Annotated in this window: 20 protein-coding genes and 1 other annotated feature; of the genes, 14 read left to right on the top strand and 6 right to left on the bottom strand. The window is 54.5% G+C overall.

Going from position 1 to position 21,574, the window contains the following annotated elements; translation table 11 throughout:
- The first annotated feature begins 170 nt into the window (after positions 1 to 170).
- The 4 genes from FX155_RS00100 (at position 171) to FX155_RS00085 (ending at position 4,667) form a co-directional block, all read left to right on the top strand.
- The gene (locus FX155_RS00100) at positions 171 to 1,400 is read left to right on the top strand and encodes a class I SAM-dependent rRNA methyltransferase (protein WP_154487242.1); all 1,230 of its coding nucleotides are present in this window, start codon (positions 171 to 173) and stop codon (positions 1,398 to 1,400) included.
- Positions 1,401 to 1,436: 36 nt separating this feature from the next.
- A complete protein-coding gene (locus tag FX155_RS00095; RefSeq protein WP_154487240.1) occupies positions 1,437 to 1,769 on the top strand; it encodes a hypothetical protein in 333 nt (110 codons plus the stop codon).
- Between the two features lie 90 nt (positions 1,770 to 1,859).
- On the top strand, positions 1,860 to 3,254 hold the full coding sequence (gene mgtE, locus FX155_RS00090; protein ID WP_022487766.1) for a magnesium transporter: 1,395 nt from the start codon (positions 1,860 to 1,862) through the stop codon (positions 3,252 to 3,254).
- A 111-nt stretch (positions 3,255 to 3,365) separates the two neighbouring features.
- Positions 3,366 to 3,609, top strand: a binding site (T-box leader).
- Positions 3,610 to 3,656: 47 nt separating this feature from the next.
- A complete protein-coding gene (locus FX155_RS00085; RefSeq protein ID WP_022487765.1) occupies positions 3,657 to 4,667 on the top strand; it encodes a bile acid:sodium symporter family protein in 1,011 nt (336 codons plus the stop codon).
- Positions 4,668 to 4,703: 36 nt separating this feature from the next.
- Here the strand turns inward: FX155_RS00085 and sstT are convergent, their stop codons facing one another.
- Positions 4,704 to 5,966 carry a serine/threonine transporter SstT gene (gene sstT / locus FX155_RS00080; RefSeq protein WP_022487764.1) on the bottom strand — a complete coding sequence of 421 codons (1,263 nt, stop codon included), beginning with the start codon at positions 5,964 to 5,966 and terminating at the stop codon, positions 4,704 to 4,706.
- A 201-nt stretch (positions 5,967 to 6,167) separates the two neighbouring features.
- Between sstT and trpS the strand changes: the two genes are divergently transcribed.
- Both trpS and FX155_RS00070 read left to right on the top strand, forming a co-directional pair.
- Positions 6,168 to 7,229: a tryptophan--tRNA ligase gene (gene trpS, locus FX155_RS00075; RefSeq protein ID WP_154487238.1), complete on the top strand. Its 1,062-nt coding sequence runs from the start codon at positions 6,168 to 6,170 to the stop codon at positions 7,227 to 7,229.
- A 122-nt stretch (positions 7,230 to 7,351) separates the two neighbouring features.
- Positions 7,352 to 7,945 carry a DUF2271 domain-containing protein gene (locus tag FX155_RS00070; RefSeq protein ID WP_154487236.1) on the top strand — a complete coding sequence of 198 codons (594 nt, stop codon included), beginning with the start codon at positions 7,352 to 7,354 and terminating at the stop codon, positions 7,943 to 7,945.
- A 387-nt stretch (positions 7,946 to 8,332) separates the two neighbouring features.
- On the opposite strand, the gene FX155_RS00065 is transcribed toward FX155_RS00070, so the two are convergent.
- The 4 genes from FX155_RS00065 to FX155_RS00050 form a co-directional block, all read right to left on the bottom strand.
- Complete coding sequence (locus FX155_RS00065; RefSeq protein WP_022486652.1) at positions 8,333 to 8,482, bottom strand: YvrJ family protein; 150 nt, start codon at positions 8,480 to 8,482, stop codon at positions 8,333 to 8,335.
- A 3-nt stretch (positions 8,483 to 8,485) separates the two neighbouring features.
- Positions 8,486 to 8,731, bottom strand: a complete 246-nt coding sequence (locus tag FX155_RS00060) for a DUF2922 domain-containing protein (RefSeq protein ID WP_154487234.1) — start codon at positions 8,729 to 8,731, stop codon at positions 8,486 to 8,488.
- Positions 8,732 to 8,746: 15 nt separating this feature from the next.
- Entirely contained in the window at positions 8,747 to 8,974 is a 228-nt protein-coding gene (locus FX155_RS00055) for a DUF1659 domain-containing protein (protein ID WP_195839581.1), read from the bottom strand.
- A 513-nt stretch (positions 8,975 to 9,487) separates the two neighbouring features.
- Entirely contained in the window at positions 9,488 to 10,039 is a 552-nt protein-coding gene (locus tag FX155_RS00050; RefSeq protein ID WP_154487230.1) for an N-acetylmuramoyl-L-alanine amidase, read from the bottom strand.
- A 655-nt stretch (positions 10,040 to 10,694) separates the two neighbouring features.
- Here FX155_RS00050 and FX155_RS00045 point away from each other — a divergent pair.
- The 8 genes from FX155_RS00045 to FX155_RS00010 all read left to right on the top strand — a co-directional run bounded on the left by FX155_RS00045 (position 10,695) and on the right by FX155_RS00010 (position 20,250).
- Positions 10,695 to 10,931 carry a helix-turn-helix domain-containing protein gene (locus FX155_RS00045; protein ID WP_195839580.1) on the top strand — a complete coding sequence of 79 codons (237 nt, stop codon included), beginning with the start codon at positions 10,695 to 10,697 and terminating at the stop codon, positions 10,929 to 10,931.
- Between the two features lie 105 nt (positions 10,932 to 11,036).
- Positions 11,037 to 11,549 carry a hypothetical protein gene (locus tag FX155_RS00040; protein ID WP_154487226.1) on the top strand — a complete coding sequence of 171 codons (513 nt, stop codon included), beginning with the start codon at positions 11,037 to 11,039 and terminating at the stop codon, positions 11,547 to 11,549.
- Between the two features lie 166 nt (positions 11,550 to 11,715).
- Positions 11,716 to 12,669, top strand: coding sequence for an ATP-binding protein (locus FX155_RS00035; RefSeq protein WP_195839579.1), 954 nt, complete (start codon positions 11,716 to 11,718; stop codon positions 12,667 to 12,669).
- A gap of 14 nt (positions 12,670 to 12,683) precedes the next feature.
- Complete coding sequence (locus FX155_RS11395; RefSeq protein WP_195839578.1) at positions 12,684 to 13,217, top strand: sigma-70 family RNA polymerase sigma factor; 534 nt, start codon at positions 12,684 to 12,686, stop codon at positions 13,215 to 13,217.
- 179 nt (positions 13,218 to 13,396) lie between these two features.
- Positions 13,397 to 15,004 carry a type I restriction-modification system subunit M gene (locus FX155_RS00025; RefSeq protein WP_154487220.1) on the top strand — a complete coding sequence of 536 codons (1,608 nt, stop codon included), beginning with the start codon at positions 13,397 to 13,399 and terminating at the stop codon, positions 15,002 to 15,004.
- Positions 15,005 to 15,016: 12 nt separating this feature from the next.
- Complete coding sequence (locus FX155_RS00020; protein WP_229778380.1) at positions 15,017 to 16,267, top strand: restriction endonuclease subunit S; 1,251 nt, start codon at positions 15,017 to 15,019, stop codon at positions 16,265 to 16,267.
- Between the two features lie 12 nt (positions 16,268 to 16,279).
- Positions 16,280 to 19,351 (top strand): type I restriction endonuclease subunit R, encoded by a 3,072-nt coding sequence (locus tag FX155_RS00015; protein WP_154487218.1) that lies wholly within the window; start codon positions 16,280 to 16,282, stop codon positions 19,349 to 19,351.
- Positions 19,352 to 19,536: 185 nt separating this feature from the next.
- Positions 19,537 to 20,250 carry a hypothetical protein gene (locus FX155_RS00010; protein ID WP_154487216.1) on the top strand — a complete coding sequence of 238 codons (714 nt, stop codon included), beginning with the start codon at positions 19,537 to 19,539 and terminating at the stop codon, positions 20,248 to 20,250.
- Positions 20,251 to 20,735: 485 nt separating this feature from the next.
- Here FX155_RS00010 and FX155_RS11390 read toward each other — a convergent pair whose 3' ends face one another.
- Entirely contained in the window at positions 20,736 to 21,185 is a 450-nt protein-coding gene (locus FX155_RS11390; RefSeq protein ID WP_195839577.1) for a hypothetical protein, read from the bottom strand.
- Positions 21,186 to 21,574: the final 389 nt, after the last annotated feature.

The following is a 21,574-nucleotide window of genomic DNA, read 5'->3' as shown; positions in this document are numbered from 1 at the left end:
TGCGGATGGGTTTGCCTTCCTTTGGCCGCTGACAGCTGACCGTGGACCGCTGACTAAGGTGCTGTTGCTCCTGCAACAGCACCTTTTTTGCATACCAAAACCCGTTCCCATCACCCGTTACATATGGTACAATAAACTATACGACATTTACCGGGAGGACGGAGAAGCGCATGCGTGACTATACGAAAGTGACCATTACCCGCAAAGGGGAAAAAATGGCCCGGGGCGGGCATCCCTGGGTGTTCGGAGACGAAGTGCTGGATATTGCCGGCCCTGTGGAAAACGGGGACCTGGTGGACGTGGTCAGCGAGAAGAAGGGCAAGTACATCGGCACCGGCTTCTACAACGACCATTCCAAGATCCGGGTCCGGCTCCTTTCCCGGAACGCCAATGACCGGTTCGACGAAGCTTTTTTCGAACGGCGGATCCAGTACGCCCTGGATTACCGGAAAACCGTCATGCCCGGGGAAGATTTCAAAGACTGCCGGCTGATCTTCGGAGAAGCGGATGGATTCCCGGGGCTCACCGTGGACCGGTTCAATGACGTGCTGGTGGCCCAGGTGCTTTCCCTTGGCATGGAACAGCGGAAAACCATGATCTTCACCCTGCTGCTGAAGCTGCTCCGGGCCATGGGAGAAGAGGTAAAGGGCATCTACGAACGGAACGATGTGAAAATCCGGGAACTGGAAGGCCTGACGGAAGGCCAGGGCATTGCGGATATCCCTGGCAGCACCCTGACGGAAAAGGACCTGATGCCCATCATCACGGAAAACGGACTCAGGTACCGGGTGGACGTGGTGAACGGCCAGAAAACCGGCTACTTCCTGGACCAGAAATACAACCGGCTGGCGGTATCCCGGATCTGTGCCGGCAAACATGTACTGGACTGCTTCACCCACACCGGTCCCTTTGCCCTCAATGCAGCCAAAGGGGGAGCAGCCAGCGTTACGGCGGTGGATATTTCCGGAGAAGCCCTGAAACGGGCCCGGGAAAACTTTGCCCTCAACGGCCTGGAAGACAAAATCCAGACTGTGGAAGCCAATGTGTTCGACTATCTCACGGAGCTGGAGGAAAAGAAGCAGCATCCCTTCGACTTCATCATCCTGGATCCCCCGGCCTTCACCAAAAGCAGCCACACAGTGAAAAGCGCCTTCCGGGGATACAAGGAAATCAACCTGAAGGCCATGAAGCTGCTGCCCCGGGGAGGCTATCTGGCCACCTGCAGCTGCAGCCATTTCATGAAAAGCGAGCTGTTTGTGGAAATGCTCCACGAAGCGGCCCGGGATGCAGCGGTTTCCCTGCGCCAGGTGGAAGCCCGGCAGCAGGCTCCGGATCACCCGATCCTGTACAATGTGCCGGAAACCGATTATCTGAAATTCTATATCTTCCAGGTGGTGTAAGCCCTTGCGGCATCCTCCTGAGAAATGAGGTGTCCCATGTTCAAGAAAATCACCCTGGCTCTGGCCTTCTGTTCCCTGGTCAGTGTGGGTGCCCTGCCGGTACTGTCCGGCACCGCCCATGCTGCCACCACGGAAGAACGGTTCCAGCAGTCTAAAATCATCATGATGACCACCCGCAACGGGGTCCCCTTTTACGCAGAGCCGGGCAAGGACAGCCTGACCCTGGGGTTCTATCCCAAAGGGACCATTTTTGTACCCATCAACCAGACCCGGAACGCGGTGGAAAACAAAGTCTACAATCTATGCATCCGCTTTGACGGCGCCGTGGGATGGCTTTCGTCGGACGACGTGGCATTGACGCGGAAGTAAAAGCGGGGGAACGCTGACCGGGGAAGGTCAGCCTTTCCCACCATAAAGGCCCCGGGGAGGACGGGGACTCATGAGGGGAGAGTGTGCAGCATGGATGAACAGAAAGAAAACCATTCTGTAGAAGAAAAACAGGAAGAACTGGAAGAACGGGTAGAAAATGAACTGATTTCCGCCCTGAACCGGAAAGACAAGGACGCGGTCCTGAAGCTGGTGGAAGATTCCCACCCCATCGACCTGGCCTATGCCCTGGAAGAAGCCAGCGACAGCGATATCGTGTTCCTGGCCACCATCCTGCCGGACCAGCAGATGGCTGAAATCATCGAACAGGCCGATGATGAACTCCAGGTCCGGATCATGAAACTGTTCGATCTGAACAAGATCATCCGGATCTTCCAGCACATGTCCAAGGACGATATCGTGGATATCCTGGGAGACATGCCCGCCAACCGGCGGAAGGAACTGGTCAAGCTGATGAAATCCAGCGACCAGGAAGTGATCCGAAACCTGTTGGGCTATGGGGAAAGCACCGCAGGCGGGATCATGACCACCGAATACATTTCCATGCGCAATTCTCTTACGGTGAGCCAGGCCCTGGAAAAGGTCAAGGAAATCGCCCCCAAGACGGAAGAACTCAACATCCTCTATGTGCTCAATGAGAAAAAACAGCTGGTGGGTACCGTGTCCCTCCGGGAACTGCTGGTGGCCAAGAACTATGACACCTTAAACGACATCATGGAGGACAATGTGATTTCCGTGGAGCCGGAAGCGGACCAGGAAGACGTGGCCCGTCTGGTATCCAAATACGACCTCCATGCCATCCCGGTAGTGAACAAACGGAAAGGGATGCTGGGGATCATCACCGTTGACGATATCATCGATGTCATCGAAGAAGAAAACACCGAAGATATGCTGAAAATGGGCGGTGTCAGCAAGGAAGAAGACGTGGACAGCACGGTGCTGGAAAGCGTGAAGCTCCGGCTTCCCTGGCTCTTGATCAACCTGGTGACGGCGTTTTTGGCATCCTCGGTGGTTTCTCTGTTCGAAGACACCATCAGCCAGGTGGTGGCTCTGGCTGCCGCCATGCCCATTGTAGCCGGCATGGGGGGCAATGCCGGGACCCAGACTTTGGCTGTGGTGGTCCGGGGCCTCGCTCTGGGGGACATCAAGCTCCACGGCAACGGGCTCCGGATCCTCCGGGGGATTGCCGTGGGCTTCATCAACGGCCTGGTAAACGGGGTGATCGCCGGAGCGGTGATCGTGTGGATGAACCACAACCTGGCCCTGGGGCTCATTATCCTGGTGGCCATGATCTGCAACCTGATGATCGCGGCCCTGGTGGGTTTCCTGGTGCCGGTGGTTTTGAAGGCCCTGAACTACGACCCGGCCGTGGCCTCCAGTATCTTCATCACCACCTTTACCGATGTGTGCGGGTTCTTCATTTTCCTGGGCCTGGCCAAACTGTTTTTGCCATATTTGTTACAATAATCCCTGCTCTTAAAAAGTTTTTCTTATATCGTGGATATTTTCTTGACAAAATGCCCTTATCCTCGTAAGATAAGGGCATGCTTTTCAAGGAAGAGCAAAACAACTTCATAAATAAATCTGATGATGGGAAAGAGTACTTTCTGGATGCGTGCCTCCAGAGAGCCGGTGGATGGTGTGAACCGGCGGCCTGGCCGAAAGGAAAATCCTCCCGGAAGAGACGGACTGAAGCAAAATTAAGTCCGGACGGCTGATCCCCGTTAGTGGAAACGCGTATGTTGGTACGTTGCAGAGTGCTCCCAGGCCGGAAGGCCCGGGGGAATATGGGTGGTATCGCGGAGCATGCTCCGTCCCTTTTACAGGGACGGAGCTTTTTTGTTTCCGGAAACAGAAAGGATGAGGAAAATGGATTTGAAGAAAGTATGCGGATTGATCGGCAAGTATTTCGGCGTTATCGCCGTGGTGTTCCTGGGCATCGGGATCTTTGCCCCCCACGCTTTTGCCTGGGTGTTGGGGAAGGCCTACGGGGTGTCCATTCTCAGTGTAATGCTGGGAATCATTATGTTCGGCATGGGGATGACCACCAGCCTTCATGATTTTGCCCTGGTGCTGAAACAGCCCAAGAACATTTTCTTCGGGGTCTGCGCCCAGTATTTCGTTATGCCCTTCCTGGCGTTCCTGCTGTCCAAAGCCTTCCATCTGGATCCGGCTCTGACCGTTGGGGTGGTGCTGGTGGGCACCTGCCCGGGAGGCACTTCCTCCAACGTGATCACCTTCATGAGCCATGGGGATGTGCCTTTCTCTGTGACCATGACCAGCTGCTCCACGGTGCTCAGCCCTCTTATGACTCCGCTGCTCACCTGGCTTCTGGTGGGCAAGCAGATCTCCTTTGATCCGGTGGGCATGTTCGTTTCCATCCTTCAGATCGTGTTCGTACCCATCGGGGTGGGCCTGGCTGTGAAGAACTTCTTCCCCAAGTTCGCCAAAGAAGCAGTGGATTACCTGCCCGCCGTTTCCAGCATGGTGATCAGCTTCCTGATCGCCGGGATCATCGGGGCCAGCCGGAACGCCATCTTAAGCAGTGCCGGACTGATCCTGCTGGTGGTGATGCTCCACAATGTGCTGGGGTACCTGCTGGGCTTTGCCATTGGGAAACTTACCGGCATGAGCTGGAAACAGATGGTGGCTCTGTCCATCGAAGTGGGGATGCAGAATTCCGGTCTGGCCACCGGCCTGGCCAAGGCCCATTTCGCCTCCATGCCCATGGCCGGGGTACCGGGAGCCATCTTCAGCGCCTGGCACAACATCTCCGGTGCTGTCCTGGCTTATCTGTACACCAATTACCTGAATGAACGGTTCGATTCCCAGTACGAAGAGGAAGGGGAATTGAAGCCGGCCATGGTGAGAGCAAAATAAAAAATTGGGGTGTGAATTCTTTCACACCCCAATTTTTTATTCTTCCTCTTCAATCTCTTTCGGCACCATATCCTCCGCCTTGAGAGTCCCCATCCGGGCCCTTCTGGCGTATTCGGCGGTGGCGGTGAACAGTACGTCGCTGCTGCTGTTGAGAGCGGTTTCGCAGGCGTCTTCGATGATGCTGATGATGAAGCCAACCCCCACCACCTGCATGGCGATGTCATTGCTGATCCCAAAGGAGGCACAGGCCACGGGGATCAGCAGCAGGGAACCACCGGCCACACCGGATGCTCCGCAGGCCCCCACGGTGGACACGATGCACAGGAGCAGGGCGGTGGGCAGATCCACGGCCACTCCCAGGGTATGGGCGGCTGCCAGGCTCAGCACGGAAATGGTGATGGAAGCCCCGGCCATGTTGATGGTGGCTCCCAGGGGAATGGAAATGGTGTAGGTATCCGGGTTCAGCCCCAGCCGTTTGCACAGGGTCAGGTTCACCGGGATGTTGGCGGCAGAAGAACGGGTGAAGAAGGCGTAGATGCCGCTTTCCTTCAGGGTGGCCCAGACCAGGGGGTAGGGGTTCTTGCGGACGTTCAGGTACACGATGATGGGGTTCATCACCAGGGCCACCAGGAAATAGGACCCCAGCAGCACCCCCAGCAGGCTGAAGTAGGAAATCAGGGCGGACAGGCCGCTGGCGCTGATGGACTGGGTCACCAGGCCCATGATCCCCAACGGAGCGAAATGGATCACCCAGGTGACCACTTTGGTGATGCCGGCGGACAGGTCTTCCAGCACATGCTTGGTTTCCGGGCTGGCAGCCTTGTGGAGGGCCAGGCCGATGATCACTGCCCAGGCCAGGATGCCGATGTAGTTGGCGTTCAGGATGGCGTTCAGAGGATTGTCCACGATGTTCAGCACCAGGTTGTGGACCACTTCCGCAATGCCGCTGGGGGGATTCACCTTGGAATTCCCCAGCTGGAGCATCAGGGTCTGGGGGAATAGGAAGGACAGGGTCACCCCGACGATGGAAGCGGCGAAAGTGCCGATCACATACAGGGTGATGATGGGTTTCATCTGGGTTTCGCCCCCTTCTTTCCGCTGGACCATGGCGTTCATCACCAGGATGAAGACCAGCAGGGGAGCCACCCCTTTGAGGGCACGGACGAACAGGTCGCCGAAGATGCCCACCACCGGCACGGCGCCAGGGAGGAACACAGCAATCAGGATGCCGATCACAAGGCCTACGGCAATCTGGTTGATCAATGGGATTTTACGAAGTTTACGGATTGTAGAGTTCATAGTTGACTTCCTTTCTAGGTTTTAGAAAATAATGACAAATCACCGTACATAAGTATAATGAATTCACAATCAAAACACAAGTGTTTTTTCGGGGTGGACTGAAGCCGGGGCCTTGAAGAAAAGCGCCATTCATAGTATAGTTATACATAGTATTCAAAAAAAAGCGCAGCTTTTGATCACAGCAGAAGGCGAGGAATCATTATGACGAAAATCATCCTGACCGGGGACCGTCCCACCGGTCATCTCCATGTGGGCCATTTTGTAGGCTCTCTTCAGGAACGGGTGCTGCTCCAGAACAGCGGCAAATTCGATGAAATCTACTTTATGATCGCCGATGCCCAGGCCCTGACTGACAATGCGGAAAACCCGGAAAAAGTCCGGCAGAACGTGCTCCAGGTGGCTCTGGACTACCTGGGAGTGGGCATCGATCCGGAGAAGGCCACCATCTTCATCCAGAGCCTGATCCCGGAACTGTTTGAACTGACTACCTATTATATGGACCTGGTGACCGTGGCCCGGGTCCAGCGGAACCCGACTGTGAAGGCGGAAATCCAGCAGAAGAACTTCGAAGCCAGCGTGCCTCTGGGCTTTTTCTGCTACCCAGTAAGCCAGGCGGCGGACATCACTGCCTTCCATGCCACTCACGTGCCCGTTGGGGAAGACCAGAAACCCATGCTGGAACAGTGCCGGGAAATCGTCCACAAGTTCAACAGCGTCTACGGGGAAACCCTGACGGAACCGGATATTGTGCTGCCTTCCAACAAGGCCTGCCTGCGGCTGCCCGGGCTGGACGGGAAAGCCAAGATGTCCAAATCCCTGGGCAACTGCATCTACCTGTCCGACGATGCGGACACCATCAAGAAGAAGGTCATGAGCATGTACACCGACCCCACCCACATCCAGGTCAGCGATCCCGGCCATGTGGAAGGGAACCCGGTGTTCACCTATTTGGACGCCTTCAGCAAACCGGAACATTTTGCCGCCTTCCTGCCCGATTACGCCAACCTGGATGAGCTGAAAGCCCATTACCAGCGGGGCGGCCTGGGAGACATGAAGATCAAACGGTTCCTGAACGAAGTGCTCCAGTCCGTACTGAAGCCCATCCGGGAACGCCGGGAGTACTGGGAAGCCCGGAAGCCGGAAGTGGTGGACATCCTGAAGGCAGGCACTGCCCGGGCTGAGGCCAAAGCCGCCCAGACCCTGTCCGAAGTCCGCGCCGCCATGAAAATCAACTACTTCCAGGATGACAATCTGCTGAAGTAAGCAGTGCCCTTCCCGGCCTCCCGGAGGGTACCCGGACTTGCCGTCCGATTGGCAAATATCCGTAGGAGCGAACCAAGGCTTCCGGAAGACCGGCGGCTTTCTTCAAAAGGAGGGAAAACACCATGAAACGTAACCTGATGGGATTGTTTTTGTCCGGCCTTGTGGCTGTGGGCCTTTTGACCGGCTGCGGCAGCGAGAAAAAGGCCCCGGCCCCGGCAGCCCCGGCCCAGACCGAAGCCAAAGGGCCTCTGACCTTGGAATATACCTTCAATAAAAAAGAAGGCAAGGGCACCAGCCAGATGGCCGCCTGGATTGAGGACAAGGACGGGAAACTGGTCCGGACTCTGTTCGCCACCCGGTATACCACCCAAAAAGGGTACAAGAAGCAGGCCCTGCCCCAGTGGGTGAAAAAATCCGGCCTGGCCCAGTTGGACAAGGCCAAAGTGGATGCCTTTACCAAAGCCACCCCCCAATCCGGCAAAGTGACCGCCGGTTGGGACGGAAAAGATGACAACGGCAAATCCGTCCCTGACGGCACCTACAAACTGGTGGTGGAAGCCACCCTGTACCAGGACAGCGATGCCCTGTGGACCGGCACTTTCCAGAAAGGCGGCAAAGAACAGACCCTGGACATGAAAGAAAGCCTCACCAAAGAACCGGAAAAGAAAGAGAACAAAGACCTGATCACCGGGGTGAAGGCGGTGTATCGGCCGTAGGGAGCAGACGGGGATGTTGCATGGGCAACATCCCCGTCTCACGTCTTACGCCGATGGAAGGAACCCGCCGGGCGGGTTCCTGGGAATATACGAAAACCGGCGGCCACGGAAGGGCGGGCCTGCGGCTCGCCCCTACGGCGTTGTGGTCGGAAGTTGGATACAACGGTCCCAGAAACGGAATCTTCGACAATTTCGTTTCTGGGATTTTTTGTGTCTCTCTGATCCTAACGTGGTAGGGGCTCCCCGCAGGGGAGCCCATCCCGGCCGCCGGTTTTCTTCCATTAAAAAAGGACCCGCCTTTTTCGGAGGCGGGTCCTTTCCATTGGCAATTGACCATTGACCACTGACAATAGAGAAGGGGCTGTTGCATATGCAACAGCCCCTTCTCTATTCCATTTTCACTGCCATGCGCAGCCGTTCGATGCTCTGGGTCAGGTTCTCCAGTTTCTCTTCCATGCGTACCAGCAGGTACCAGGAAATGACCATGGGGAATCCGTACTGGGCAGCCTGGCCGGCCAGCAGGGACAGATCCTCCATGGGTTAGCCCTCGGTGACTTCGTCAGTTCCGTCAGAGAGCAGATCCTTGACGTCGGTCACTTTGGCCCCCTGGATGGTTTCCACAGGAATGCCGTTCTTGGTGAGGAAGACTTTGCTTTCCACCACTTTGTTCATCACCGGCAGCACCATTTCCCGGTCTACGTCAGAGCGGGGGTTCACGATGCGGATGTTTTTGGTCGCTTTTTCGCTGTCCTTGAAAATCAGGTCCAGTTTTCTGGAATCTGCCATTGTGCACTACCTCCTTTACGCCACTTCTTCCAGGGTATGCCGTTCCACGATGTACATCCCCTTGGGAGCTTCTGCCATCAGCCCGCCGAATTCCTTGCCCACTTCCGCCAGTTTTTCCGGGGTGGCATCGGTGGACAGCTTTTCGTAGCTGATGTTCTTGAATTTGGGCTGGTCATTTTTGTCCACCCCGTTGCTGATTTCCAGCTGCAGGGTCACTGCGGTGAGGTTCTTTTGGATTGCCATTTTCATTCCTCCTTTGGATTGTCAGAATCGGGTTGCATCACAGGGTGTAAGGGGGCGGGGGCGAAAAGGGGCAGGGCCGCTTCTGTCCCACGCAGAAGGAGACCATCTGCCGGGGGCAGATGCTTTTGAAGGGAAACGCAGCCCAGGGGGCTGCTAACCCACCACCATTGCGCAAGCGCAACGGTCCCCCGCCCTTGTAAAGGGCGGATATACGCTCGGGGCTTTGCCCCATTGCTTGATATAGGTGTGCGGTCTGATGGTCCATTGCTTTACGTGGGTGCCAGGGCGTAAGTCCGCGTACCCACTATCCGCCCTTTGCAAGGGCGGGGGACCAGCCGACAGGCTGGTGGTGGGTTAGCAGCGTTAGCTGCGTCTTCTTTCAAAGGAACCTGGGCACGGGTTCCTTCCATAACAATTCACGATGAACGACAAATGATGAACCTGCAGATGCGCCAGCATCTGGCCTCCTACTGAGACGTGACAACAGCCGCTGCCCGCGGACCGGAAAAAGACTCACGGCTTTTTCCGCTTCACCCACTGATAATACAGTCCTTTGCCCCTGAGCACCGCCCCGCCGCTGCGCCATACTCCATCATAGTCTTTCAGCTTCCACAGATCCCACCGTTCAAAAGCGGGCGTCCCGGCCATGCTTGGCCCGTAACCGTCCAGGTCGGCAGCCTCTGCATGGGTCATGATCTGGGCAGGCTCCAGAGGGAGTTTCCAGACATCTGACAGGGTGGCCAGCAGGATGGAAGTGCTTTCCACCTGCAGGGGAGTGGGGGGATAATCCCCCAGGTCGAAGGTGCCGTCTGCGTAGAGCATGGCATCTTTGGCACAGCACAGGGCAATGCCCAGGGCACCGGTATTCCGGTTCCAGGTATGGGGGAGGATCCGGGTCCAGTCCCGGGTACTGGTTACCAGGCTCCCGTCCCCCCGGACCAGAAGGTGATAGTCCGGGAACAGCTGGTCATAGGTTCCAGCCGTCCAGTGCAGGTAAATTTTCCGGATGTGCCCACGGGCCCTGCGGGCCAGTTCCAGAACCTCCTGCCGTTTGATTGCTTCCATGTCACCGCCTCCTTACACTGTATAAGAGACGGTAGGGAGGATTTTTTCGGAGGAAATTGGGAAAAGGGGCAGGGACGCTTTTCCGTCTCACGTAGAAGGAGACCATCTGCCGCGGGCAGATGCTTTTGAAGGGAAACGCAGCCCTTGGGGGCTGCTAACCCACCACCATTGCGCAAGCGCAACGGTCCCCCGCCCTTGAAAAGGGCGGATAGTGACACTAGGGCACAGCTCGCGTGTCACAAAAGCAATGGGGCGGAGCCCCGGGCGATGATTCCACCCCGACGAGGAGGATAGTGGGCACGCGGGTTTACGTCATGGCACCCACCGTAAAGCCATGGGGCGGAGCTCCGAGCGTATATCCGCCCTTTTCAAGGGCGGGGGACCGGCCGACAGGCTGGTGGTGGGTTAGCAGCGTCAGCTGCGTCCTTATTCAAAGGAACCCGGGTACGGGTTCCTTCCATAACGACTCACGATGAACGACAAACGATGAACCTGCAAACGCGTCCCATCTGGCCTCCATCGGCCCCCGGCCGGCGGAGCCGTGCCGCCCGGTTCTCCTTTACAGGACACTTGTGTCCTTTGTGTTTACAGAAAATATTTACATTGTATAATAGTATACATAAGTAAAAACTTATCAAAGAAGGAGATGATGCCCATGGCGCAATGCCGCTTACTGTTCACCTGGATGGAAAACAATGATCTGACCATGAAAGAATTTTCCCATATCAGCGGGATTTCCATCCGTACCCTGAGCCGGATGAAAAAAATCGGGAAGGAGCGGAACCCCAACTATGTGCCCTCCCTCAGGACCCTGGAGGTAATCAGCCAGGTGACCGATCTGCGGATCGAAGAGATCCTTACCTTCCAGCCAGAAGACCAGGAGACCGATTGAACAGGCAGGAACCAGTCCTGATGGCTGTCCTCCGCCAGGGGCCCTATGGGATGCCTGGCATTTCATATAGACAGAATTTTTCGAAAGAAAAGGAGATGGGAAAATATGGCTGAACGCCGTATGATCAAACGCCAGATTGTCATGAGTGACATATTCCTGGCCATGAACAACGCTATCCAGCTGCTGTATTATCAGCTGATGCTGGAAGCCGACGACGATGGATTCATTTCCAACCCACTGACCCTGGTGCGGATGGTGGATTCCCGGAAAGAATATCTGGAGGTGCTGGAAGAAAAAGGCTACCTGATCCGGTTCGCTTCCGGGGTGGTACTGGTGAAACACTGGTTCCAGCACAACTACATCCGCCCTGATCGGCACCACGAAAGCGTCCTTCCTGAAAAGAGGTTGGTTACACTGACAAAGGAGAAAATCTATATTCTCAACAGCGAGTGTAATCTTCCAGCTGCCCCTTGCCCTGCGGTTGGCAGGACGGAGGACGGACCGTTGCCCCGACGTCCGGCTGTCAGCAGCCTGTCAGAAGGCTGGCCCCTGGCAGACCGGGAAAGAGAGGAGGAATCCTTCGCCCGGCCCCATTGCAGCTGGGTGGAAGAGGTGTGAGAGGGTGAAAAAACAGCTGGCGGCCATTTGGTATACCAGCTGTCCACCGAATAAGACTAAGAAGAATAGAGTAAAATAACAAGAAAAAGTATGAAAAAGAAAAGTCAAAGCCGGACTTTGACCTTTCAATCCTCTGTCCGTGGACATGGAAGAAAGGAGCCTTATCATGGAAAAACACACAGACCACGTCAAAGCCAAACCCGCCGAAGGAAAAATCATCTCCGTGCAGAATCTGGTAGGACCGGAAATCCGGCTGCCCGAATCCAAGTACCTCTATTCAGAAATCCACATCCAGCGTGCCCTGAAGGCCCAGGAACTGTGCCGGCAGTGCAGAGGAAAAAAATGTATTCAGCCCACTCCCGGCTACATGCCTTTGGTGGTCTATTACGCCGGTACCGTCCGGGAAGCCATGCATCCCTGTCCCTATGAAAACATCCAGAAGCGGGAATGGCGGAAACAGCATCTGCTGGATCAGGCCGGTCTGCCGGAAATGTTCCGTTCCAGCACCTTTGCAGAATATCAGGTGGACGAGGGGAACCGGAAAGCAGTTGAAACCATCCGGAAAATGGCCGCAGATCCCCAGGAAAACCGGGGCTTTTATCTCCATGGGCCTTCCGGGGTGGGGAAGACCATGCTGGCGGCCCTGTACGCCAAAGAAAAGATCCTCCAGGGAAAAGCTGTCCGGTTCATGACCACCGCCGGCCTTTTGAACCAGCTGCGGCGGAACATTACCGGGGACTGGAACCAGCGGATGGACCGGTACCAGGAAGTCCCCTGCCTGATCCTGGACGATCTGGGCACCGCCAAAGTCACCGAATGGGGGCTGGAGCAGCTGTTCCTCTTGATCGATGCCCGGTATACCGCCAGGCGGCAGACAATTTTTACCAGCAATTTCTCCCTGCCGGAACTCCAGGCCAAACTCCTGGACGCAAAAGGCCGGATTGGAAAAGAAGAAAGCCGGACCATCAACCGTCTCATCAGCCGGATCGCCGGCATGACCCTGGACCTGGAAGCCAAAGGCAGGGACCGGCGGTGGAACCTGGAACGGTGGATTCCCCAGGAAACGGAAAAACGGAAAAAAACGGAACAGTGGGATCTGGACACCAGCCTTTTTGCCTGAAGAAAGGAGCCCTCATGGAAAACGAAGAACTGGCAGCTCTGCTGCCCCAAGCCAAACAGGGGGATCCTAAAGCCCAAATGGCCATCGTTACAGCCTTTCGCCCTTTGGTAAAGAAACTGGCCGGCCAGGAAAAGAACCTGTCTCTGCGGCCGGATCTGGCAAGTACCCTGGTGCTGGGAATCCTGGAAGCCATCGTGAAATATCCGGGAGAAGACGCCAGAAGATTCCTTGGATTTGTGAAAACTCATCTTACCTTTCTGCTGTCCCATTACATCCGGAAAGAGGCGCGCTGGAACAAAATCCAGGAAAAAGTCCAGGTGATGGAAGGAGGCGAATCCAGCTACCAGGAAGATTTTCTTCGGGGAATCCGGAAGGAAGAAATCCTCCGAGCCTTCCGACAGCTCACCCCCAAGGAACGGCTCCTGGTCCGCCAAGCGGCCATCCAGCAAATACCCTGGAAAAAGCTCCAGGAAATCCATCAGTGCCCCCTGTCCACCCTTTACGGCTGGTACCGGAAGGCACTGGAGAAGATGAAGAGGGGAGAGTGAAGAGGGCTCTTGTAAGACGTCAGATGCGGCCCCAAGGGCCAGTCTGACGTTTTTTTGTCCACCTTTTTGGACAGGGGGTGGGGTATAATAAATTTAACGAAAAAGAGGCTCTGATTCTGTGATACAATAAAAATATCACAAGCAAGCACGCCAAATTATCCTAAAGGAGATTCACAACGATGAGCACTGACGAAAAAAGCCTGGAACAGGTTCTGTGGGATTCTGCCAACGTGATGCGCCAGACCATGGGGGCAGCCTCTTACATGAACTATGCTCTGGGCCTTATTTTTTATAAACATTTGTCCGATAAGACTCTGGAAGCAGCAGCGAATGTGCTGGTGGATGCCGGTGAAGTGGACCCGGAACAGGTGGCCACGGAAGAACAGCGCCAGGCTGTTTATAAGCAATATTACGATGATGAAGACGCCCATGAGGATCTCTTGAGTTCCATGGATATGGACTATAAAATCAAGCCGGATTTCACCTTTGCCGCCCAGATGGACGCCATCCGGAAGCAGACCTTCCAACTGGAAAACCTGAACCAGGCTTTCCGGGATATTGAACAGTCCAATTCGGACCTGCTGGGCCATCTGTTTGATGATGTGGACCTGTATTCCACCAAACTGGGCTCCACGCCCCAGAAACGGAATGACATGATTGCCCAGGTGATGGAGGCCCTGTCCCCCTTGAACCTGGACAGCCACAGCGGGGATGTGCTGGGAGATGCCTATGAATATCTGATCGGTACCTTCGCTTCGGATATGGGCCAGAAGGCCGGTGAATTCTATACGCCCCAGCCGGTTTCCCAGCTGCTGACCCATATTGTGACCCGGGGACAGGAAGACAAGAAAGGATTCAGCGCATATGATCCGGCCATGGGTTCCGGTTCTCTGCTCCTGAATGTACGGCACTACATCCAGGATGCAGATTCCATTGAATACTACGGCCAGGAGATCAAGACGGCCACCTACAACCTGGCCCGAATGAACATGATTATCCACGGGATCGCAGCCACCAACCAGCACCTGCGCAATGCGGATACCCTGGATCGGGACTGGCCCACGGATGAAGTGACGGATTTTGACGGAGTCATGATGAATCCGCCCTATTCCCAGAACTGGAGTGCGGACAAGGGATTTCTCCAGGACCCCCGGTTTGCCGATTACGGGGTGCTGGCCCCGAAATCCAAAGCCGACTATGCCTTCCTGCTCCATGGGCTGTACCACCTGAAAGCCACCGGCACCATGGGCATTGTGCTGCCTCACGGGGTGCTGTTCCGGGGAGCAGCCGAAGGGAAAATCCGGCAGAAACTGCTGGAAAAAGGGAATATCTATGCCGTGATCGGGCTCCCGGCCGGGATCTTCTATTCCACCGGCATCCCCACCATCATCATGGTGCTGAAAAAAGACCGTCCCGGCCGGGATGTACTGTTCATCGACGGCAGCCAGGAATTTGAAAAAGGCAAGGCCAAGAACACCCTGACCCAGGCCAACATCCAGAAGCTGTTCCAGGCCTACACCGACCGGAAGGACGTGGACAAATTCGCCCATGTGGCCTCCTTTGAAGAAATCCAGGAAAACGACTTCAACCTGAACATCCCCCGGTATGTGGATACCTCCGAACCGGAACCGGAAATCGATCTGGGCGAACTGAACCAAGAAATGACGGAAACGGACCAACAACTCCAGGCCACAGAAAAAGAACTGCTGGCCATGATGGACGAACTGACCACCGATGATCCCAAGAAGGCCAAAGACCTTCAGGACCTGCTTCACCTGTTTCAATAAGGAGATGGGCGCATGAAAAAAGAAATGAAGAAGGTACCGGCCATACGATTCAAGGGGTTTACGGACGATTGGGAACAGCGTAAGCTGGGAGAGCTAGGATCAACGTTTACTGGACTCTCGGGAAAAACAAAAGAAGATTTTGGTCATGGAGATGCACGGTTTGTGACGTATATGAATGTTTATTCCAACTCTATAGCGGATTTGGCGATGACAGAACGTGTTGAAGTTGATCAAACTCAGAATTCCGTTAAGTATGGAGACATATTTTTTACAACATCTTCAGAAACCCCAAATGAAGTCGGAATGTCTTCTGTATGGCTTGGAAATACTGAAAACACATACTTAAATAGTTTTTGTTTTGGATATAGACCAGAAGTTAAAGTGAATCCATATTATATGGCATATATGCTTCGTTCCCCAAATGTACGAAACAAATTAATAATTCTTGCACAGGGGATTTCAAGGTACAACATTTCCAAAAATCGAGTTATGGATATTGAAGTGCCAACACCAGACTTATCCGAACAAAAAGAGATTGGTCAATATTTTTTTAACCTCGATCACCTCATCACCCTTCATCAGCGCAAGTCCGACCAGCTGAAAAAGCTGAAAGCCTATTTTCTCCAGAATCTGTTCCCGGCCAAAGGAGAAAAGGTCCCGAAAATCCGGTTCAAGGGATTTACGGGCGATTGGGAACAGTATAAACTGTCAAATATTTATGGAACAATCAGAAATGCTTTTGTAGGAACAGCTTCACCATATTATGTTGATAAAGGGCATTTTTATCTTGAGTCAAATAATGTGAAGGATGGACATATCAATAAAAATACACAGGTATACATCAACGATGAATTTTATTTTAGTCAAAAAGATAAGTGGTTGCATACCGGAGATATTGTTATGGTTCAATCTGGCCATGTTGGACACGCAGCTGTAATACCTGAAAGCCTTGATAATATAGCTGCGCATGCACTCATTATGTTCCAAAATCAAAAAATTGAAACCAATCCTTATTTTTTAAACACAGAATACCAAACAGATGCATCAAAAAAGCAAATAGAGAGTATTACTAAAGGCAATACAATAAAACATATACTAGCCTCTGACATGAAAAATTTCATGGTGATGGTACCTTCTTTGCCAGAGCAACAAGCGATAGCAACGTATTTTAAAAATTTAGATAACCTTATTGCCCATAATCAGCGTAAGCTGGATGCCTTGCAAACGCTGAAAAAATTCCTGCTGCAAAATCTGTTTGTATAAGGGGGAAACCGTATGACTTCCTATGAATCGGAAGAAAGCATGGAGCAGCACCTGCTCCGGCAACTGACGGAACAGCAGTCCCAGTGGACCCTCCGGGAGGACCTCCACACCATCCAGGACCTGTGGGACAATTTCCGGCGGATCCTGGTGAACAACAACAAGGAGCTGTTTGACGCCCATCCCCTCACCGATGGGGAATTCCTCCAGGTGCAGAACCAGCTCCGTTTCCCCACCTTTTACGACGGGGCCAAATGGATGCTGGGCGAAAACGGGGTGGCCCGGGTGGACATCCAGCGGGAAGACGCCAGCCTGGGCACCATCCATCCGGTGGTGTTCAAACGGGTGGATGTGGCCGGGGGTTCTTCGGTGTACGAAGCGGTGCACCAGATCCAGTTCCCCCGGAGGGAGGCTCTGGACCGGAACCGCCGGGGAGACGTGACCCTCCTCATCAACGGGCTGCCCATGATCCACATCGAGCTGAAGAACCGGGCCCATCCCTATAGGGAGGCCTTCAACCAAATCAAGAAATACTTGAAAGAAGGGGTGTTCCGGGATATTTTTTCCACCCTCCAGATGTTCGTGGTGTCCAACGGGGCAGATACCCGGTACATTGCAGCAGCAGCGGAAAGCAGCCTGAATCCCCAGTTCCTGTCCCTGTGGCTGGATGACAAGAACCAGCCCCAGACCGATTACCTGTCCTTTGCCCGGGAGGTATTGTCCATTCCCGCGGCCCATCGGATGGTGTCCCAGTATACGGTGTTGGACAGCGAACGGAAGGCCATCATCCTGCTCCGGCCCTACCAGATCCACGCCATCGAAGCGGTGAAAAACGCCGTGAATCCCTATACGGACGGGGGCACTCAGTCCGGCTTCATCTGGCACACCACCGGGAGCGGCAAGACCCTCACTTCCTACAAAACGGCCCATTACCTGACCCAGATCCCCAGTGTGGACAAGGTGATCTTCGTGGTGGACCGGAAGGACCTGGACAACCAGACCACCGGGGCTTTCCAGGCCTATGCCCAGTATGACACCATCGATGTGAACGAAACGGACAACACCGGGGACCTGGTCAGGAAGCTCCAGGCCAAAGGAGGGGACGTGATCGTTACCACCATCCAGAAGCTCCAGATTGTTATGAAGCGGTACCCGGAAGGGTGTGACAAATACGAAAAGCTCCACAAGCTCCGGCTGGTGTTCGTGGTAGATGAATGTCACCGGGCGGTATCCCCGGCAGCCCAGGCTCAGCTGGACCAGTATTTCACCCGGCCCCTGTGGTACGGGTTCACCGGCACCCCGATTTTTGAACAGGATGCCAAGAACAGCGCCGGGAACCTGCCCAAGACCACCCAGGAACAGTACGGCAAGTGCCTCCACCGGTACACCATCAAAGAAGCCCTCCACGACGGGGCGGTGCTGGGGTTCCAGGTGGAATACCACAACACCTTCGACATGGAAGAACTGGCCCGGGAGAACCATGTAACCGGCTGGGAAGAAGACCAGGACGGGTTCAGCTTGGAAAAGGCCCTGCTCCGGGAGAAAATCCTGGATGCCGCCTACGAGGACGAAGGGCACATGCGCCAGGTGGTGGATTTCATCATCAACCGTTCCAGCGGCAAGTTGGGACTGGACCGGGGGAAGGGGAACAGCTTCACCGCCATTCTCACCACCAGTTCCATCCAGCAGGCCCAGAGGTATTACCAGCTGTTCCAGAAGGTGAAGGCCGGAGAAGTGCCGGGGCTGGAGGTAAGCAGCTCCATCAAACGGAAACTGGCGGATTTCCCCAAAGTGGCCATCACCTATTCCGTCACGGAAAATGAGGACAACAGCACGGTGAATCAGGACCGGATGAAGGAATCCCTGCAGGATTACAACGAGATGTTCGGTACCCAGTTCGGCCTGGACCAGCTGAACGCCTACAACGCCAATGTAAACGACCGTCTGGCCCGGAAGAAGGCCCAGTACCAGGTGCGGGACGCCCAGCTGGACCTGGTGATCGTGGTGGACCGGCTGCTTACCGGGTTCGATGCTCCTTGTCTGTCCACCCTGTTCATCGACCGGAAGCCCATGCGGTCCTACGGGATCATCCAGGCCTTTTCCCGGACCAACCGGCTGTTTGACAGCCAGAAACGGTTCGGGCAGATCGTCACCTTCCAGGTGCCGGCCCATTTCAAACGGGCGGTGGATGAGGCCATGACCCTGTATTCCGCCGGGGGCGGCAGCTTTGTCCAGGCACCCACCTGGGAAGAAGCGGAAATGAAATTCCGGGAAGCTCTGGGGAAACTCCGCCAGGCAGCTGCCAGCCCGGAAGCGGTGGATGGGCTGACGAAAAAGCAGAAAATCGCCTTTTTGAAGGCCTTCCGGGATTTTGACGATGCCTATGGGGATATCCAGGTGTATTCTGAATTCCAGGACCGGGACCTGGAACGGGATTATCAGATCTGTGAAGAAATCATCGAAGGGTACAGCGGCAAGTTCAACAATGTAAAAGAAGAACTGAAGAAGGATCAGGATGATGATGGGGACGAAGAGACCAACATCGTTGTCAACTACCAACTGCGCTGCTGGCATCGGGACCAGATCGATGAAGACTACATCCTGAAACTGATGGAGGCCACCCGGCCTGATGAATCGGCCCTGATGATTGCGGACAGTGCCAAAAACCAGAAGATTTTCCAGGAAATCGCCGAAGAAATCGAACGGTTCCGGAAAACCAATCCGGCCAGAGCCCAGATCCTGGAAGAAATCTGGCAGGAATACCGGGACAATCCGGCAGCCTTTGTGAACCAAAGCTTCGTGGATGTAATGAATGATAGGGTGCGGGCCAAAGCAAAGGCCATCATCGACAGCTTCGCCCAGGAATGGTGCGTGGACCCGGAAGCCCTGGAATTCTTCATGGAAACCTACGATGCAGGAAAAGACCCCCACGACAAACAGGTGAACCAGGACGCCTTGAAGAAAAACAGCCATGTAAAAGAATACCGGAAGACCCATCCGGATATCGGGTTGAAGTACTGGGGACATTTGTTAAACGCAATCAGGACGATGTACGTGGAGAAGCTGCAGAAGCTGATTGAGCAGTAAAGGCGGGATAAAAGTCCGGCTTTCATCGAAGCCCCGGTGAAACGGGTCGGCCGTATGGTCAGCGCCCTATTGCGTGGGGCGGGAGACGTTTGGCGTAAAGAAAACGGACCTTCTGGAGAGAGGGTCCGTTTTTTTAGAAGGAGAGTCGATATTTATGTTAGTAGTTTACTTTGGGAGGAATTGATATGGCATTTTTCAAAACTTTTGCTGCTGTTCTGCTTTCCTGTTCTTTTCTCCTGCCAGCGGCTCTTGCGGCAGCACCTTCTTACCTGTCTCAGCGTCAGGCCGCGGAAAGAGCCAGGGAAACTTTTTTGATGAAGGGGACGGATGGGGGTTCTTATCGAATCTATGTAGTAGGAGAAAATGAGGCATTTTTAGGGGGAAAATATTTTTGGGCTAAAAATGAGCAGGAACAAAATTACAAAGGGAATTATTCTTTGTATATGGCACGCCTGGGAAGCAAGGAGATGGCACTGCGGCAGCCTGTGGAATTGCATCATAACCGGCCGATCATCGTGAATCCAGTTGATCCCAGTCGGAACGGATTTTATGTAGCAAAAGGGATCAGGAGACAGCCGGATATTCTGGTCCTGACTCAAAGAGAATCAGGAGGGGGAGGCTTTGGAGCAGAGACATATTTCATACGGAACGGGCAGCTCCAGCAGCTCTGGTATCTGCGGCCCAATGGTCGAATAGGAAAAAAAGTGTTCATAGGTTTTAAGAAACTTCATTATCAGAATGATGGCACCTTTGCAGTGCCTACCTGGACCAACCGGAAACCGGGAGGCCATTTTATCATTGTATATCGGCTGAATATTCCCCGGATGCTGTTGGAACAGATCAGGGTAGAGAAGGTTTTACCCACCAGAGGAAATACACATTTAAGAACAGATGTGTAAGAAGAGGGCTCAACTGACTTCACAGGGGAAAAGCGGCCCGCCGCTTTTCCGTCTCACGCCGATGGAGACCATCTGCCGGGGGCAGATGGTCATGAGCTGACAGTCACTAGTCTCTAGTCTCTAGCGGAAGGTGGGAACCCGCCGGGCGGGTTCCTGGGAACGTATAAAAACCGCAGGCCGGGAAGGGCGGGCCTGCGGCCCGCCCCTACAGCGTTGGGGTCGGAGAGTGGATAACACGGCCCCAGAAGCGGATTCTACGACGATCCCGTTTCTCTGATTTTCTGTTGCATCTCTGACCCCAACGTGGTAGGGGCTTCCCCCAGGGGAGCTCATCCCGGCCGCCGGGTTTTACGTTCAAAGGCAGATGCGTAAGCATCTGGCATCCGAAACAACTCACGACGAATGACCAACGATGAACCAAAAGGCCGCCGGAAAATCCGGCGGCCTTTCCATTCGGGAGAAAAACGCCCTGGGCGTTTTCCAACCTAAAGAATTCCATGCAACTTTCCCAACTTCTGGATCTGATCCAGAGAGTAATGGGTGATCCGGGAAATGGTCTCCATGGGGATCTTTTCTTTCAGCATGGCAACAATGTTGGATTCCCGTTCTTCCTGACGGCCTTCTAAACGGCCTTCCAAACGGCCTTCCTGTTTTCCTTCCAGGCGCCCTTTCTCAAGACCTTTCACCAGGCCTTGTTCCATTCCCTTTTCCAGGTTTTTTCTAGCAATGGCGTGTCCGATACCGCACATGGTCTCCGCCTCCTTTTTCATTTCAACGGTCATGGGGATATTGTATTCCCGTTCCAGGATTTGTTTCTTCACGTCAGGGTCCATTTCTGTGGACAGAAGGACGCTGAGCAGGTGGATAATATCCTCCTGCCTGCTGTCCGGCTGTCCCAGGCAGATCATCATCATGGACACCATATCATAATTCATTTTATCATATTTTGGGCGACAGGGAACCAGTGCAGAGGGAAGAGTGCAGAGTGCAGAGTGAAGGACGGCTGGGCCGGACGACTCATTGCGATGCCGTAGCGGCCTCACAACCGGAGAACCCCGTTGTTCACTTCCGCTCATCAGCGACGGCGTAGGGGATCGCCGGAGGCAAGCCCATCCCGGCCGCCGGTTTTACACAATATGAAGGGGGCTGTCGCATGCGCAGCAGCCCCTTTTTTTGGTCGCGGGTCGCGAGCCGTGAGTCGCGGGCTACTGGATAGAACCTGTCCTTCGACCAGGTTCTTCTTATTGTGTATAACCGTAGGGGGCGCAGGCCCGGCGCCCCGCAAAATGCACAGATAATCGATGATTTGGCGGGCTGCCCGGCG

Source organism: Acidaminococcus fermentans (genome assembly GCF_009696675.1).
In the GTDB taxonomy this organism is placed as follows: domain Bacteria; phylum Bacillota; class Negativicutes; order Acidaminococcales; family Acidaminococcaceae; genus Acidaminococcus.
This window is presented reverse-complemented; position numbering and strand designations above follow the sequence as displayed.